The following is a 17355-nucleotide window of genomic DNA, read 5'->3' on the forward strand; positions in this document are numbered from 1 at the left end:
ACCGTAACAGTAAATCTTGCAAAGATGAGCTGGATTTACCCTTGTTTTCAATACTAATTTAGCCATCCTTTGCCATCATCATTCATCAAAGGCTTTTGCACTTTTTCTTTAAACCGAGCAGGATCTGTCAATTTTTCCAAATTGCTCCCGAACCACTTTTCTACATTTTCTCTTGTGATTACATAGGATCGATTAGTAAAACGCATCTCCATTACCTCTAAATTTTTGATTAATACAAAAGCTGCTGTCGCATTATAAATAACCGTTTGATCATCACCCACTGTATCGTAATTGACGGTGAATATAAATGACTCTGAATCGAGTTCAACCGCTCCTTTATAATTCGAAAGAGGAAGATTATTGAACAGATTATTCATATTCGATGCATTTCCCATGAAGTCATTTTCGTAAGCTAATACTTTTTGAAAATCATGCGTACTTACACTGAGTTGTTCCATTTCATCTTTTTCTGCTTGCTTTTGATTACCGTTTAATACAAAAATCACACCTATTAGTAACGTCAACACAATCCCAATAATAAACCAAATTGATTTTTGCATTTACTTTCCTCCTGAAATTTTAAAGAGTTTAAATAACTCATTCGCTACTAAAGGCAAGAAACTTAACCCAGCTACAATTCCCCAATCACTTATCGCTAACGAATGTACACTAAATACGGAAGCAATCGGTCCAACTGAGACAATTAACACTTGTAAAACAACCCCAACCAACACGGAATATATTAAAAATTTATTTTTGAAAATCCCAACTTTAAATATCGACTGATTCATCGATCTAAAGTTAAATGAATGGATTAATTGAGAAAAGCTTAACGTAATAAAGGCCATTGTTTGAGCGTGCATTAGGACATCTTCCGAAACATTTGTCGTAACACCATTTAACCCAATTAAAAATGCAGCAAGTGTAATCACACCAATTAACAAGCCATTCAGTATTAAAAATGGGAACATCCCGTGGAATAGCCCTTCTTTTTCTCCTCTTGGCTTTTCCTTCATCACACCTGGTTCTTCTGGATCGACACCTAATGCTAAGGCAGGAAATGTATCAGTTACTAAGTTAATCCAGAGAATATGAATCGACTTTAATGGAGCTGGCCACCCTACAAGAATTGCGACAAACAGTGCAATTACTTCTCCTAAATTACAGGAAAGTAAAAAGACAATTGCTTTTTTAATATTTTTATAAATATTCCGACCTTCCTCGACAGCCTTCACAATGGATGCAAAGTTATCATCCGTTAACACCATATCAGAAGCCCCTTTTGCAACATCTGTACCCGTAATTCCCATTGAAACGCCAATATCCGCTTCTTTTAACGACGGGGCATCATTTACTCCATCACCGGTCATTGATACTGTATTTCCCGCCGCTTTTAACACTTTAACAATCTTCACTTTATGCTCTGGTGAAACGCGTGCAAATACGTTTGTGTTTTTACAAGCAATAACAAGTTCCCGTTCAGATAATGTATCCAGCGCAATTCCTTCCATTACCTCTTCTTCACTAGATGCAATTCCTAGCTCCTTCGCTATAGCAAAGGCAGTATCTTTATGGTCACCTGTAATCATTACCGTACGAATACCAGCGGATTTACATACAGCAATTGCCTCTTTTACTTCTGATCTAGGAGGGTCAATCATTCCTACAAACCCTATAAATATTAAATCTTCTTCTGCTGATTCAACACCCGCTTGATCCTCTACTTTATAAGCAGCTGCCAATACGCGCAGGGCTAATTTAGACATTTCATGTGCAGCATCTAAAGTTTCGGTACGCTTCTCTTCCGTTAATGCAATAACTCCGTCGCTTGTCATCATGCGATCGCAACGAATAAGTAAACGGTCAATGGCACCTTTTGTCATATTGTAATAGACTTCTCCATGTTCATGCACCGTTGTCATCAACTTCCGATCCGAATCAAACGGAATTTCATTTACACGAGGATAATCAATTTCTAATTCATTTTTATGTAATCCATGATTTTCTCCCGCTGCAACCAATGCAGTTTCTGTGGGATCCCCAGTTTCATCATCTTTTGTATAGGTAGCGTCATTACATAGAATGAAACTTTCCATTAACAGTTTATTCGTTTTATTGTCTTTTTGAAAATTACTCATTTCATTCACTTGACCATCTGCATAAAACTTAATTACCGTCATTTTATTTTGCGTTAGCGTACCTGTTTTATCTGAACAAATAACATTTACAGATCCAAGTGCTTCTACTGCAGGTAGCTTACGAATAATCACATGCTGCTTGATCATTCTTTGTACACCAATTGCGAGAACAATTGATACGATAGCTGGCATCCCTTCTGGAATTGCTGCAACCGCTAGACTAATGGAAATCATGAACATCTCAAGAAGATCTCTGCCTTGGAACATACCAATGAGGAACATAAGCAAGCAAATAGCTACTGCTGCAAAACCAAGATATTTCCCTACTTGTGCTAAACTTTTTTGCAAAGGTGTTTGCTCATCTTCTGTCGTGTTTAGCATCCCAGCAATTTTACCGATTTGTGTGTCCATACCTGTAGCAACTGCTATACCTGACCCTCGTCCAACCGTCACAAGTGTCGACATGAATAGCATGTTTTTTTGATCCCCTAGTGGAATCGTTCCCTCCCCATTGTTTGGAACAAATGAAGCAAACTTATCTACTGGAACAGACTCTCCTGTCAGCGCAGCTTCTTCTACCTTCAAATTAGCAGAGTCAATCAATCGAATATCACATGGAATATAAGAACCTGCTCCGACGATTACTACATCTCCAGGAACTATCTCGGCAGAATCAATTTCCTTTGTTTCTCCATTACGTCTTACAACTGCTTTTGGTGTCGACATATTTTTGAGTGCCTCTAAAGCATCTTCCGCTTTAGACTCTTGGACAACTCCAACAACAGTATTAATAACAACAACAATGATAATTATGAATGCATCAGCTATCTCTCCAACAATAGTAGATATTACAGCCGCTACGATTAACACATAAATAAGTACATTATTAATTTGAGCAAAGATTCTTTCCAACCATGTTTTTTTGCGATTAGCAGCTAATCTGTTTACCCCGTGCTCTTGCAATCTTCTTTGTGCTTCTGTTTCTTGCAAACCTTCTGCATTGTTTGTTTTGAGCTCTGCCATTACTTCGTCTGTAGATTTTTCGTACCACATTGAATAACCAGCCTCCCAATCAAAATTTCTATACATACCTATTTCTATTCTACCCTTTTATCAGCTAGTCATCTGTAGTTAGTAGATTAATACTTTATAATTCTTTTACTTCAGCGTAATAAGTACTAATCTAAAATACTACATTGCAAATTTTGCAAATCTATTCTATCCTGTATATATCAACATATTCAAATGTTTGAATATGTACTTTTTAGGAGTGATCTATATGTGGAGTGACTTACAACAATTTAAGGCCGATTTTTTCAAAGCACTTTCGCATCCATTACGAATTCGTATTCTAGAATTACTTTCAGAAGGTGAAAAAAGTGTCCATGAAATTCAAAAAAATTTAACAAGTGAAGGGTCTGCTGTATCCCAACAACTAAGTGTCCTTCGCTCTAAAAACATTGTCATTGGACGAAAAGAAGGGAAAAATGTTTTATATTCATTACGCGATCCCTCCACTGTCGATTTACTAAATGTTGCTAGAGAGCTATTTAACAATCACTTAATCGATACTTTATCTATGTATGAAGAGTTAGAAGACCAAAAAAATAGTACGAAAAAGAAGGGTTTATAGTGAAAAAGCCATTTCAATTGATGAATAAAAGTTATTCACTCCAACATTTTCAAAAGGATTTACTTTCCGGACTAATTGTCGGAGTCATTGCTATTCCATTAGCAATGGCTTTTGCAATTGCATCTGGGGTAAAACCAGAATATGGAATTTATACAACCATTATTGCTGGGATTATTATCTCCATTTTTGGCGGTTCTAAGTTTCAAATTGGGGGTCCTACCGGAGCCTTTGTACCAATATTACTTGGGATTGTTATTGCTTATGGCTACGAAGATTTATTGCTCGCGGGTTTACTTGCTGGAATTATGTTAGTAATTATGGGTATTTTTAAGATTGGAACCCTAATTAAATTTATTCCTCGTCCTGTTACAATCGGTTTTACTTCAGGGATTGCTGTCATTATTTTCACCGGACAAATTGCAAACTTTTTTGGCTTAGAAGGTATTGAAAAGCATGAAAATTTTATTGCTAATATGAATGAGATTGGACTTCACTTTGATACATTTAATATGTACAGCGTGATCGTTAGTATCATTTGCTTTGCTTTCATCATCCTTACACCGAAAGTACTTCCAAAAGTACCTGGCCCAATTGTCGGGTTGCTGTTTTCCACGCTAATCGCGAGTTTCTTTTTCAGTGGAGAAGTTGCTACAATCGGATCTGCTTACGGAGGAATCCCAAGTTCATTACCGAGTTTTCATCTACCTGAAATTACTTGGGAACGTATACAACGTTTGATCGTTCCTGCTTTTGCAATCGCAGTATTGGGTGGAATTGAGTCATTACTTTCCGCAGTTGTTGCAGATGCCATGTCGGGTACGAAGCATAATAGTAACAAAGAGCTAATCGGGCAAGGGATAGCAAATATTGTTACTCCATTTTTCGGTGGTATACCTGCAACTGGTGCAATTGCACGAACTGCTACTAATATTAAATCTGGAGCAGTTTCTAGAATGTCAGGGATCATCCATGGTTTGTTGGTACTGCTTACACTATTACTATTTGCGCCATTTGCATCCCAGATTCCATTAGCAAGCATGGCACCAGTGTTAATGATGGTAGCCTGGAACATGAGTGAACGAAAACCTTTTTATAAAGTATTAAAACTTAAAAATGGAGAATCGCTCGTGTTATTAATGACGTTTTTATTTACGGTGTTTTCTAGTATTACAAATGCTGTTTTAGTTGGTTTAGTATTATCCGTTATTTTATTCATACAAAGAATGGCAACTATTGATGTAGTTACAAAAGTATTACCTGACCATTCAACTCCACAGAAGACGGTTCGATCGAGTGTTGTTAATACAGCACATGATTGTCCTCAAATTCATATGTTTACAATTAATGGCCCATTATTTTTTGGCACAGCAGAAGTTTTTGAAGAACGTATTATGGAAACCATACATTCAGATGCATTTGTACTTATTCTACGAATGGAAAAGGTACCTTTTATAGACATAACTGCACAAGAAAACTTACTAAATATCATTAAATATTTCCAAAAAAATGACGGAATCCTATTAGTCTCAGAAGCTTCTTCTAAACTTGTAGATCAGTTTAAACAAAGTGGTATATATGAGTTAATCGGAAAAGAACACTTTTTCGAACGTACTGGTGGTGCAATTGATTATGCACTACAAGTGATTAATCACCAAGCATGTATCGGCTGTCAGCATTTGGCATTTAAAGAATGTACAAAACTATCTAACCCAAAAATGAGTGAATAACAACTGGGTGTATTATTTAGAAAAGCGCAAGCGCCTATTACTGCGTAAGGCAGCAAATGGGGAATCGCGAGGAGGCAGCTCCTCAGCCACCGCAGTGATTACCCATTTGACCCCGAGGGGCAAGGCGATGGAGCTAGACAGCTTAAGCAGAAATTTTATATACTTTCTTATCTGTTGACAAAAACTATATTAATAGTCATGACCGTTCCACAAAAATCCTTCTCACATATACTATGTTGAATATGTAGTGAAAGGAGGATTTTATCTTGACTAATCAATTTCCATTTCCAGGAGGTCAACAAGGGAGTCCATTTGGAAATCAGAACTTCCCTGGAAGTATGATGCCACCATTTGGACAAAGCCCTAGACAGTTTCCTGGTCAATTCCCAAGTCAGTTTCCCGGTCAATTCCCAGGCCAGTTCCCGAGTCAATTTCCTGGTCAATTCCCTGGTCAGTTCCCCGGTGGACAGCAGCAAGGCCCATCATTTCCACCAAGTTCCCCACGACCTGGTCAGCAACAAGGAAGTGCACCAACTAGCCCACCACCGTCTTTCACTCCTCAAAGACATCAACAACAAGGAGTAGGAGTATTTGCAGTGGATCCAGGAGCTATTAGAGGATGTTTATTCCGTAATACTTTTATCTGGTTAGAAAATGGACGGTCTTTTTGGTTTTACCCGACTTTTGTTGGAAGAAGATCCGTTTCTGGTTTTAGATGGAATGGATTTATGTGGACATATTACGGAACCGATTTAGATAGAATTGCATCATTTCAATGTTTCTAAACAAAAGCGGAAGCGTCTATTACTGCCCCGACAGGCAAATGGGGAACCGCGAGGAGGCAGCTCCTCAGCCACCGCAGTGATTACCCATTTGACCCCGAGGTGCAACGACCTTCTGCGACGAGCTTCGCGCAGGAGCACAGGCGCTGGAGCTAGACGTCACTATGTAGAAAAGTTTTATACTTTCTTATTCTAAACAAAAACTAGGCAGAAATTGCCTGGTTTTTCTTATGTCTAATTACAGATTCCATGAAACAATCTAATCAAATAGGATACTCTTCCGTTAAATACATACATTTAACAGCTTTACAAATTTCATGATGTAAACTAAAGTTAATTTAACTAGGTAAACTAATCTCTCTAAACGGAAAAAGGAGTTTTCGATCTAATGAATCCACTTATTCATGAACTTTTTCAGAAATCACGGTTTTTGTCGAATGAAGTAAACAATACATTAAACCAGCATGGTCTATACGCTTCCCAATGGTCTGTTTTATACTGCATTCAATTACATGAAGAAATGACATTAACACAAATATGGAAATATTTAAATGTAGAAGCGCCAACGATAACTCGTACCGTTACTCGTCTATCCGAGCTCGGGTGGGTAGAAATCCACCCTGGAAAAGACCGCCGCGAAAAAAGTGTTAGATTAACTGAACAAGCGTTAAAAGATTTCCCGGCTATTAAAACATCCATGATAGAATTCGAAGACCGTATGGTTTCAAGCCTTTCTTCTGAGGAAGAAATTCTATTGATAAAACTTTTACAAAAAATAAAATAAGGAGCTATGTAGTTTGAAAACGAAAGAACCGATCTGGACAAAACCTTTCATTAGTTTGTTTATAACAAACTTCACCATATTTATTATCTTTTATGGTTTATTATCTGCACTTCCTCTGTACGCAACAGATATCTTATCTCGCACAGATGAAGAAGCAGGTCTATTAATGACTACATTTTTAATATCGGCGATTATTGTTCGCCCTTTCTCCGGAAAGATATTGGATATTTTGGGGAAACGGAAAACACTTTGGATTACCCTTTTCCTCTATTTGATATGTACATCTCTTTATTATTTTATCGAACCTTATGAAGCATTATTAGTATTACGATTTGCACAAGGTATTTTCTTTAGTATTGTCACAACCGCTTGTGGATCTATGGCTGCGGACAATATCCCAATCTCTAGACGTGGTACCGGATTAGGTTACTTTACTATGTCGACAAACTTAGCAGTTGTTGCAGGTCCATTTGTCGCTTTAACGGTTATACAGTATTTCTCCTATGATGCGTTATTCATTACATTCAGTATTTTACTTACGCTTGGTGCAATTATGTCATTACAAATCCCTGTTGGTACAGCAGTCGTAGTTCCTTTTGCAAAAACTAAAATAACTTGGAATGATTTATTTGAGAAAAAAGCATTACCGATATCTTTAGTTGCAAGTCTTGTAGCCCTTTCCTATTCTAGTATTCTTTCATATTTATCCATCTACTCTCAAGAGAAAGATGTCTTACATCTAACTAGTAGCTTTTTCGCCCTATTTGCAACTACTATGCTCCTAACAAGACCATTCACAGGCCGTATTTTTGATGAAAAAGGTCCAAAATATATTATTATTCCAGGAATGCTTTTGTTTACAATTGGTATTACTTTATTAGCTTTTATGAATTCGCCTTTTACCTTTTTACTTGCAGGCGCAATTATCGGTTTAGGTTATGGAGCAGTCGTTCCAAGTTTTCAAACCCTTGCAATTCAATCGACTAAACACGAAAGAAGTGGCTATGCTACCGCAACATTTTTTACACTATTTGATATAGGTCTTGCATTAGGTTCATATTTCCTTGGACTAATTGCAGTAAAATTTGGTTATCAAAGTTTGTATCTATTTGCTAGTTCCATACTCGTAATAACTCTTGGTATTTTTATGATTGTACAAAAAAGAAAATCTCGTTTAGCTTAATTGCTTAAAGGGATTTTCTTTTTTCTAACTTATTGTCCATCTACGTATATATATGCCCTTTATCTGGTGATACTTGAATGGATAAATAATTTAGGAGGTAATTAAAATGAAAAAATTATTTCTAATACCAATAATTATTACAATTGGAGCATTAGGTGGATGTAACTTCTCATCTGTAGATGCTGGTTTGAATGAGAAAGTGGAAGTTTCATTAATAAACACAGAAGGAAAAGAGATAGGACAAGCGACCTTAACGGAAAATCCAAAAGGTGTACACATCCTATTAAAAGCAGAGGGGCTTATGCCAGGTGTAAAAGCAATTCATTTCCACGAAACAGCTTCTTGTGAAAAACCCGAGTTCACAACAGCAGGGGCTCATGTCAATCCCACCCATAAAGAGCATGGTTTTCAAAATCCAAAAGGATACCATCTAGGTGATTTGCCTAACATAGAAGTTGATGAAAATGGTAAAGTAGAATTAGAAACAGTATCTCCAGCTGTAGTATTAACTGCAGGAAAAGATAATTCGCTATTAGATGCAGATGGTAGTTCCATTATTATTCATGAAAATGCGGATGATTATAAAACCGATCCTTCCGGCAACTCTGGTAAACGAATTGTTTGCGGAGAAATTACCAAATAATGTAGGGGCTGATTGCAGATGAAAAAGATCATTTGGCTTTTCCTTTTACTCGTTATTCTTTTGTTTTCGAAACCTTTGTGGGAAGACTCTGCCTCTGAGTATGTTGATCTTACTTTTTTAGCACCAGTGGATGAATGGGTAGACTCGTTAGAGATAGATCAGTATGTAAACGTAGCAAAAGCATACTGGATGGAAATAAAAGATGAGCCCACAGTGAAAGTTTCCTCGAGTGAAGAAGTAGTCATTGGGAAAGGTGTCATATTAGATCAAATTTCACTTGGCATGAAAAAGAGTGAAATAGAGAAAATTCATGGCACAGCTCAGCGTGTAAGTCTAAATGAATATGATTTAGTATGGCATACGTATCATGAAAACTATGAAAACTTTATTATGGTTTCCTATGATAGCGATAATAAGGTTAATGCCATGTTTACAAATCAACCAGGAAATTCATCTTTTCTTGGCATCCAAATGGATAGTAATCGAGATGAAGTGCACACTTCTCTTGGTGAACCTTTAACAAAATTGCGCAAAGGGAATATTGTATATATTCTTCCTGAATCCGGTGAATATGATTTATTTCAAATGGATGATAGCTACTTAACAATTTTTTATGATAAACACGAAAACAATAGCGTTACGGGATTGCAAATTATGGAGAAATCTGTAGAAAAAAACCATGAAACAACATTTGGTACACCATCTGTTGAGTTAACAAAAGGATTTGAATTACAACTTTTTGACTTAACAAATGCTGCTCGAGTTTTTCGAGGTCTTTCCATCCTTACTTATGATGAGGCTGTTAGTAATACAGCTAGAAAACATAGTGAGGATATGGCCATTCACAATTATTTTAACCATGAAAATTTAAATGGAGAATCCCCTTTTGATCGACTAGAAAAAGACGGTTTAACCTTTTCATATGCTGGGGAAAATTTAGCCTATGGACAAGCTAGTAGTATTTTTGCGCATGAAGGTTTGATGAATTCTCTTGGACATCGTGAAAATATATTAAATACAGATTACAACTTTCTGGGAGTTGGTACTGCTTTTAACAAAGAATCCGCACCTTACTATACAGAAAATTTTTATGCTAAATAATGAAAAGAGCAAGCGGCTTTTTTTTCACATGAACGTTTTTGGTTCGCTTTGAACGAAACTTATTGTAACAGGATAAACGTTAAAAATAGTAGAGGAGCTTAAGAAAATGACTGCGTCACTTTCTTAAGCTCCTGTTTTTCTTTTAAGTTAAAGTGTAAGTCTTGCGTACTGTCCAAAGTAATCTAGAAAAAGTCGTAAAAACTGCGTTAGAAGTCGAGGCAATTCTTCTACTTTCTTATTTGAAGTGCTTTAATGCTTCTCGCCTACTTAACGGAGCAAGCTTTGTTTTTTCTACAAATTTCCACACAGCTTCGGGTCTTGTTTTGGCATATTCTCTTAATACCCATCCAATCGCTTTTTGAATGAAAAATTCTTTTGAAGCTAAATGACGCTCTAATGTTGCAAAGAGAAGTGCTTCATTCATATTTTCCTTGTATTTCAATTGGTGTAAAATAGAAGCTCGGTTAGTCCACATATTCGAGGAAGTTGCCCAGTCTTTCATGAAATCTTCTCCCGCTTCTCTATCTAACATCACAATATTCCCCACAATGGTAGGTGCAATAGAATCTACACTATCCCACCAAGATTTGGTTTGGATTAGCTTTAGACAAAAATTTAGGTCTTTCGCTGTTAATTGTTTTTTAAATTTCCCTAATAATTCAATTGCTACATAATGATATTCACGTTCTTCGAGCTGAAACAAACTCCATACTTCTTCATGCAAATCATCATATGAAGGGAGTTCATTCTCTTTTACAAGCTGTCGAAAAATAGCCCTACGTTCGGGAGTTCTAATCCCTAAAAAAGGAAAGTGGTTTTTCATATACTTAGCCATAGGCAGGGCATTTTTTTCATTTCGATGTGGTTCAAAATAGCTTTTTACAAGTTCAGTTGACCATTCCATTTAACACTCACCTTTATTTAAAATGAAATCCTTTACTTGCTAAAAACTCAGCCATATGAGGGCGACCTGGATTTTCCAAGTAATCTGCCATCTGTTTTGTCCAAGTTGCAACCTTTTGGTTAGAACCTCGACTTGCGTAATAAGCTTCCATTGTTTGATCATATTCTTTTAGAATTTCTTCATATTTAGAAGAATCATATGCGTTTTCGTGCAATATTGCAGCTACCGGAAGACGAGGTTTCACTTCATTTTGCCTAGCTGGCACACCTAAAGTAATTGCAAACAAAGGAAATACACCTTCAGGTAGGGCAAATAATTGACTGATGGCTGTTGGATCATTCCTTACTCCACCAATGTAACAAATTCCGAATCCCTTTGATTCTGCGGCAGTAACAAGATTTTGGGCAAACAAAGCCACATCTACTGTTCCTACCAATACATTTTCTGTCGTATCAATTTCTATTTCCGTCCCATGTAACTTACCAGCTGACTGAAGACGATTAAAATCAGCGCAAAGTAAAAAAGCTGCTCCCGCTGTTTCAAATTGCTTTGGATTACGAGATAATCGGCCTAGCTCTTCTTTTTTAGTTTCATCCGTTACCCAAATAACGCTATAAGCTTGGACAAAGTGAGAACTTGCTGCATGTTGAGCTGTCTCGATTAATTCATAAACTTCCTCTTTAGATAATATATAGTCCGTGTATTTCCGAACAGATGCATGGGAATTTAATAATTTTTGTACCATTAAAAAAACCTCATTTCATTGTTTAAATCTATGTATAGTATAACGGAATCTTTTGAAGAAATGAAAAATAAAGAACGAGAAAGTATTAGCTCTATACTTTCTCGTTCTTTGATTAACTCTGCAGTTGTGTATTTTCTTCACTTGTAAATGCACGAGACCTTGTCAGAAAACGTTTCCCTTCAACTCCCTCAAGGGAAAACATACCTCCACGACCATCCACTACATCAATGATTAATTGTGTATGCTTCCAATAATCAAACTGGCTTTTATGCATATAAAATGGGACATGCCCAATTTTACCTAAGAGAACATCTTGGTCTCCTACGATTAAGTCTCCATCTGGGTAACACATTGGAGAAGAACCATCGCAGCATCCCCCTGATTGATGAAACATAAGAGGTCCATGCTTACTTTTTAATAATTCAATGAGCTCTAGTGCAGCGTCTGTAGCAATTACGCGTTCAACCATCTACACTCACCCTTTCTAGATCAAAAGAATCCTTGTTTGTTTTCACTGTAACTTACAAGAAGGTTTTTCGTTTGTTGGTAGTGATTAAGCATCATCAAATGATTTTCACGACCAATACCAGACATTTTGTATCCTCCAAATGCAGCATGTGCTGGATATTGATGATAACAGTTTGTCCATACACGACCCGCTTGAATTTTACGTCCGAAACGATATGCAGTATTCATATCCCGAGTCCAAATACCAGACCCTAAACCATACAATGTATCATTCGCAATTTCCAATGCTTCTTCTTTCGTTTTGAACGTCGTTACCGATACCACTGGACCAAAAATTTCTTCTTGGAAAATACGCATTTTGTTATTACCTTTGAATACTGTTGGTTTAATGTAGTAGCCATCTGCTAGTTCTCCATCTAACTTGTTTTGTTCTCCACCAATTAAACATTCTGCGCCTTCTTGCTTACCTATATCTAAATAAGATAAGATTTTTTCCATTTGTTCATTAGAAGCTTGTGCGCCCATCATCACAGACGGATCTAAGGGGTTCCCTACTTTAATCGCTTCTACACGTGCAAGTACTCGCTCAATAAATTTGTCATAGATAGACTCTTGAATGAGAACACGTGACGGACATGTACATACTTCTCCTTGGTTCAATGCAAACATGACAAATCCTTCTACCGCTTTATCTAAAAATGCATCATCTTCATCCATAATATCTTCAAAGAAAATATTGGGTGATTTTCCTCCAAGTTCTAATGTCACCGGGATCAAATTTTGAGAAGCATATTGCATGATTAAACGGCCAGTTGTTGTTTCACCAGTAAATGCAATTTTACTAATCCGAGGTGACGAAGCTAAAGGTTTTCCCGCTTCCAAGCCAAAACCATTTACAATATTCAACACTCCAGGAGGCAATAAATCTCCAATTAACTCTGCTAATACTAAGATTGACGCTGGTGTTTGTTCAGCAGGCTTCAAGACAACACAGTTTCCTGCAGCAAGTGCTGGTGCAAGCTTCCAAACAGCCATTAAAATTGGGAAATTCCAAGGGATGATTTGCCCAACAACTCCTAGTGGCTCATGGAAATGATATGCAACGGTATCGTTATCAATTTGACTTAATCCACCTTCTTGTGCACGAATTGCACCTGCAAAATAGCGGAAATGATCAATAGCAAGTGGAATATCGGCATTTAATGTTTCCCGAACTGCTTTTCCGTTGTCCCATGTTTCTGCTACTGCTATTAGTTCTAAATTTTCTTCTATTCTATTCGCAATTTTATTTAATATATTCGCTCTTTCGGCAACAGAAGTTAAGCCCCATGCATCTTTTGCCGCATGTGCCGCATCCAAAGCTAGCTCAATATCTTCTGCAGTAGAACGAGCTACTTGTGTAAATACTTTTCCTGTAATTGGTGTAATGTTATCAAAATATTGTCCTTTTACTGGGGGTTTCCACTCGCCGTTAATATAATTTTCATACTTGTCCTTAAAAGAAACCTTTGAGCCTTCTGTATTCGGAAATGCATAAACCATTCTGAAATTCCTCCCCATGGATCTATTTGTATGTTGAAACTAAAAAGCATTACTACCCATTCTTGTTTTAATCTAAGATGTAAACGTTTCCAAAACTATTTAAATAAAAATAGCTTTATAAACTCATTTTGTCAGAAGATGCAGATTATTTCAACTAACATGACTATTGAATTTGAGTTCATTATAAAAAAATGACCCAGTTGCAACTAAGTTGCCTCTGAGCCATCATTCAATGCCTTATTTACTTGTTTCTCTTCTTACAACTGGAGCTACTTCAATAGCAAGCATCTCCACTACTTTTGCAATACTATTATAAGATTGTCCGCCAATATCAACTTGCGCAATAAATCGTTCATGTCCATAGAGTTCATGTTGATATAGAATTTTTTCAATAATTTGTTGTGGACTTCCGACGAATAGAGCAGTTTCTGGACGTGCCATTTGTTCAAAGTCCGCACGAGATATATTTGTATTCATCCCTCTTTGTTTATTCACGTAAGACCAGTAGTTAGTGTAATAAGGATAAAACTCATCTTTTGCTTGCTGAGTTTCTTTTGAGATGTATGTGTGACCCGTGACACTAACACGTAAGCTTTCTCGAGCATGACCTGCTTCCAATCCAGCCTGGTAATACAAATCTACAAGTGGTTTAAACCGCATTGGATCACCACCAAGAATAGCAAGTGCAATTCCTGTACCAAGTCTCCCTGCTCTAATAGCACTTTCCGGAGTACCACCTACCCCAATCCAAATAGGTAGTTTTTCTTGGGTGGGCCTTGGAGCAATCATTGCATCTTTTAAGGAAGAACGGAATTGGCCTTCCCATGTTACAACTTCTTCTTCATTTAACTGTTGAAGTAATTTAATATTCTCTTCAAATAGTGCATCATAATCATTTAAGTTGTATCCGAAAAGTGGAAAAGACTCTACGAAAGCACCTCTACCTGCAATAATCTCTGCTCTTCCATTAGATATTACATCCAAAGTAGCAAAATCTTCAAATACACGTACAGGATCATGTGTACTTAGAACAGTTGTTGCACTTGTCAATTTAATTTGTTTTGTTGCTTGTGCGATAGCCGAAAGAACGACTGCCGGAGATGAAACTGTATAATCTAATCGGTGATGTTCTCCAACCCCGAAAATATCAAGACCTGATTCATCTGCTAGCTTTCCAAGTTCAATTACTTCATGCATGCGCTGCTTTGCACTAATAGTTTTTCCTGTAGTGGGATCCATTCCTATGTCTCCAAATGTATAAACCCCTATTTCCATTCCTTTACCCATGACTTATTCTCCTTCTGATACGACAGTAAAACGTTCGTTTACATGTTTTGGATTCTCAATTTCATCTACTACTGCAATTGCGTAATCGGCATAACTTACATAGCTATCACCTTTTGCATTTAAAATTAAATTATCCTTGCCTAATTGGTAAGATCCTGTTCGTTTACCTTCTGGATCAAAATGACCAGCAGGACTAACAAATGTCCATTTAATATCCGATGTTTCTTGTAATTCTTTTAAGTTTCTACCTTGACCATTTGCTGTTGGTTTAAACATGTCTGGAAAATCAGGTGTATCGATTACACGAATTGTTTTAGCTTCATCTACAAATAGACTTCCTGCACCACCTACAACAATTGCCCTTGTATCCGTTCCTTTAAGTGCTTCAATTAAAGCGTGCCCTGCATCCACATGTGCCTGCTCTTCACCAAGAGGAGCACCAAAAGCATTTACGACTACGTCAAACTGTAATACATCATCTGATGTAAGATTGAATATACTTTTTTCTAAGATCTTCACGTCTTGAGCATTCACTTTCGCAGCATTTCTTACAATTGCTGTTACTTCGTGACCTCTTACTTTTGCTTCTTCAAGTATGAAACTTCCTGCTTTTCCTGTTGCTCCGATTACACCGATTTTCATTATGATTTCCTCCTATTATTTTCATATTAATCCGTTGTAATCAACTAAGTTACAACTATGTCAAAAAAATTGAATAGACTTTATCCAATTCTTTGATTTAATACTTTTACTAACTCTTCCATCGTGACTTCCTTCAGAATTGCTTCCATCGCATCCTGTGCACGTAACAAAATTAACTCAAGTACTCCTTGAATATTAGCGCCTACTGGACAATTAGGATTAGGATTTTCATGCATTTGAAAAAGCTCTCCCTCATCCATCACCTCAACAGCACGATACACGTCTAAAAGTGTAATCTCTTGTAGGGGCTTTTCCAGTGAAGCTCCTCCCAGTCCGCGACGAATGGAAATGAATCCCGCTTGTTTCAGCTTACCCATTATTCGACGTATTACTACTGGATTTGTATTAACACTTTCAGCAATCCATTCAGACGTACAAACAACACCACGTTCAATTGTTACGAGAGAAAGTATATGAACAGCTATAGTAAAACGACTACTAATTTTCATATAATCCATCCTTTCGTTGTAACCATCGTAATTACATCTATGCTTTTTGTCAATAAAATTAACTTAAATTTCGAATACGTGCTATTTCCCCTTTAAATAAATTAAATTTTCCTATAAAATATAGGAATAGCTTTTAAAAGATAAGAGGAGATTTTTATTGAGTAACATATCTAGTGAAATAAAAAACGAAGTTAAACCTATCAAATCGCCACATAGAAATGCTCCTAAAAAAGTTATATTTATACGTATGCTAATGATTGCCTTAGGTGCAATATTAATGGCTATTGGACTAGAATTATTTTTAGTTCCTAACCAAATTTTAGATGGTGGAGTAGTTGGTATCTCTATTATCATTTCCCATTTAACCGGTGCAAGGTTAGGTATCTTTATTTTCATCCTAAATATCCCATTCTTCTTCCTTGGTTACAAACAAATTGGAAAAACATTTGCTTTGTCAACTCTTTTTGGAATAACAATCCTATCTATTTTCACATCACTATTACATAAGGTTGATGCTATTACACCAGACCTTTTACTTGCCACAGTCTTTGGTGGAATCGTTCTAGGCATGGGCGTAGGCCTTGTAATTCGAAATGGTGGATCTCTTGATGGCTCTGAAATTTTAGCAATTTTATTCAACAAATCCCTGCCATTTTCCGTAGGCGAAATTATTATGATTATTAACTTGGTAATCTTTTCCGTTGCTGGTTTTGTGTTTAGTTGGGAACAAGCAATGTACTCCTTCTTGGCATATTTCATCGCATTTAAAACGATTGATATCGTAATACAAGGGCTCGATGAGTCAAAATCGGTATTTATTATTAGTGATAAGGTGGAAGACGTTGGAGATGCTATTATGGATCGTCTAGGGCGTGGTGTAACTTATTTGCACGGAGAAGGTGCATATACTGGTGACAATAAAAAAGTTATTTTCACAGTTATTACACGACTAGAAGAAGCCAAACTTAAATCGATTGTTGAAGAAATTGATGATCATGCTTTTCTTGCAGTCGGTAATATCGCTGAAGTACGTGGTGGAAGGTTTAAGAAAAAAGATATACATTAATACGAAAAAGAATCGGAGAGAAGTGACAAAATCACTTTTCTCCGATTCTTTTTTGTAATCCTATAGCATTATATCTTTTGGTTGTACAATATATGACGTTGGTGAAATTAAACAAATCAAGACTTGAAAAACTTCAAAAAAAAGACTACCACAAAAAATCAGGCTTACTAACTTTCTAGACAGTCCCATGACAAATAAATA

General features: G+C 36.7%; 17 protein-coding genes. 8 read left to right on the plus strand and 9 right to left on the minus strand.

Annotated features, from left to right (window positions below):
* Window positions 1-53 precede the first annotated feature (53 nt).
* Together C7437_RS12860 and C7437_RS12865 are read right to left on the minus strand one after the other, a co-directional pair.
* The gene (locus C7437_RS12860; protein ID WP_111440141.1) at window positions 54-560 is read right to left on the minus strand and encodes a DUF4825 domain-containing protein; all 507 of its coding nucleotides are present in this window, start codon (window positions 558-560) and stop codon (window positions 54-56) included.
* Complete coding sequence (locus C7437_RS12865) at window positions 561-3191, minus strand: cation-translocating P-type ATPase (protein WP_281269970.1); 2631 nt, start codon at window positions 3189-3191, stop codon at window positions 561-563.
* A gap of 226 nt (window positions 3192-3417) precedes the next feature.
* Between C7437_RS12865 and C7437_RS12870 the strand changes: the two genes are divergently transcribed.
* From C7437_RS12870 to C7437_RS12900, 7 genes are all read left to right on the plus strand, one after another.
* A complete protein-coding gene (locus C7437_RS12870; RefSeq protein WP_111440143.1) occupies window positions 3418-3771 on the plus strand; it encodes an ArsR/SmtB family transcription factor in 354 nt (117 codons plus the stop codon).
* The gene (locus tag C7437_RS12875) at window positions 3771-5498 is read left to right on the plus strand and encodes a SulP family inorganic anion transporter (RefSeq protein ID WP_425450568.1); all 1728 of its coding nucleotides are present in this window, start codon (window positions 3771-3773) and stop codon (window positions 5496-5498) included. The genes C7437_RS12870 and C7437_RS12875 overlap by 1 nt, the downstream gene beginning before the upstream one ends.
* Window positions 5499-5764: 266 nt before the next feature.
* Window positions 5765-6283, plus strand: a complete 519-nt coding sequence (locus C7437_RS12880; protein WP_111440144.1) for a transporter — start codon at window positions 5765-5767, stop codon at window positions 6281-6283.
* 385 nt (window positions 6284-6668) lie between these two features.
* Window positions 6669-7064: a MarR family winged helix-turn-helix transcriptional regulator gene (locus tag C7437_RS12885; RefSeq protein ID WP_111440145.1), complete on the plus strand. Its 396-nt coding sequence runs from the start codon at window positions 6669-6671 to the stop codon at window positions 7062-7064.
* Window positions 7065-7077: 13 nt separating this feature from the next.
* Window positions 7078-8247, plus strand: coding sequence for an MFS transporter (locus tag C7437_RS12890; protein ID WP_111440146.1), 1170 nt, complete (start codon window positions 7078-7080; stop codon window positions 8245-8247).
* Window positions 8248-8353: 106 nt separating this feature from the next.
* On the plus strand, window positions 8354-8890 hold the full coding sequence (locus tag C7437_RS12895) for a superoxide dismutase family protein (protein ID WP_111440147.1): 537 nt from the start codon (window positions 8354-8356) through the stop codon (window positions 8888-8890).
* An 18-nt stretch (window positions 8891-8908) separates the two neighbouring features.
* The gene (locus C7437_RS12900; RefSeq protein WP_111440148.1) at window positions 8909-9991 is read left to right on the plus strand and encodes a CAP domain-containing protein; all 1083 of its coding nucleotides are present in this window, start codon (window positions 8909-8911) and stop codon (window positions 9989-9991) included.
* 235 nt (window positions 9992-10226) lie between these two features.
* Here the strand turns inward: C7437_RS12900 and C7437_RS12905 are convergent, their stop codons facing one another.
* The 7 genes from C7437_RS12905 to C7437_RS12935 all read right to left on the minus strand — a co-directional run bounded on the left by C7437_RS12905 (window position 10227) and on the right by C7437_RS12935 (window position 16088).
* Entirely contained in the window at window positions 10227-10895 is a 669-nt protein-coding gene (locus tag C7437_RS12905; protein WP_111440149.1) for a DNA alkylation repair protein, read from the minus strand.
* Between the two features lie 13 nt (window positions 10896-10908).
* Window positions 10909-11640 carry an oxygen-insensitive NADPH nitroreductase gene (gene nfsA, locus C7437_RS12910; protein WP_111440150.1) on the minus strand — a complete coding sequence of 244 codons (732 nt, stop codon included), beginning with the start codon at window positions 11638-11640 and terminating at the stop codon, window positions 10909-10911.
* A gap of 112 nt (window positions 11641-11752) precedes the next feature.
* Complete coding sequence (locus tag C7437_RS12915; protein ID WP_111440151.1) at window positions 11753-12109, minus strand: DUF779 domain-containing protein; 357 nt, start codon at window positions 12107-12109, stop codon at window positions 11753-11755.
* 20 nt (window positions 12110-12129) lie between these two features.
* The gene (adh, locus tag C7437_RS12920) at window positions 12130-13650 is read right to left on the minus strand and encodes an aldehyde dehydrogenase (RefSeq protein ID WP_111440152.1); all 1521 of its coding nucleotides are present in this window, start codon (window positions 13648-13650) and stop codon (window positions 12130-12132) included.
* 237 nt (window positions 13651-13887) lie between these two features.
* The gene (locus tag C7437_RS12925; protein WP_111440153.1) at window positions 13888-14937 is read right to left on the minus strand and encodes an LLM class flavin-dependent oxidoreductase; all 1050 of its coding nucleotides are present in this window, start codon (window positions 14935-14937) and stop codon (window positions 13888-13890) included.
* Between the two features lie 3 nt (window positions 14938-14940).
* Window positions 14941-15579: an NAD(P)-dependent oxidoreductase gene (locus tag C7437_RS12930; protein WP_111440154.1), complete on the minus strand. Its 639-nt coding sequence runs from the start codon at window positions 15577-15579 to the stop codon at window positions 14941-14943.
* 80 nt (window positions 15580-15659) lie between these two features.
* A complete protein-coding gene (locus tag C7437_RS12935) occupies window positions 15660-16088 on the minus strand; it encodes an Rrf2 family transcriptional regulator (protein ID WP_111440155.1) in 429 nt (142 codons plus the stop codon).
* A 247-nt stretch (window positions 16089-16335) separates the two neighbouring features.
* Here C7437_RS12935 and C7437_RS12940 point away from each other — a divergent pair, with 247 nt between their 5' ends.
* Window positions 16336-17154 (plus strand): YitT family protein, encoded by an 819-nt coding sequence (locus C7437_RS12940; RefSeq protein WP_111440208.1) that lies wholly within the window; start codon window positions 16336-16338, stop codon window positions 17152-17154.
* The last annotated feature ends 201 nt before the right edge of the window (window positions 17155-17355 follow it).

The sequence above is a fragment of the Psychrobacillus insolitus genome, assembly GCF_003254155.1.
Classification (GTDB): domain Bacteria; phylum Bacillota; class Bacilli; order Bacillales_A; family Planococcaceae; genus Psychrobacillus; species Psychrobacillus insolitus.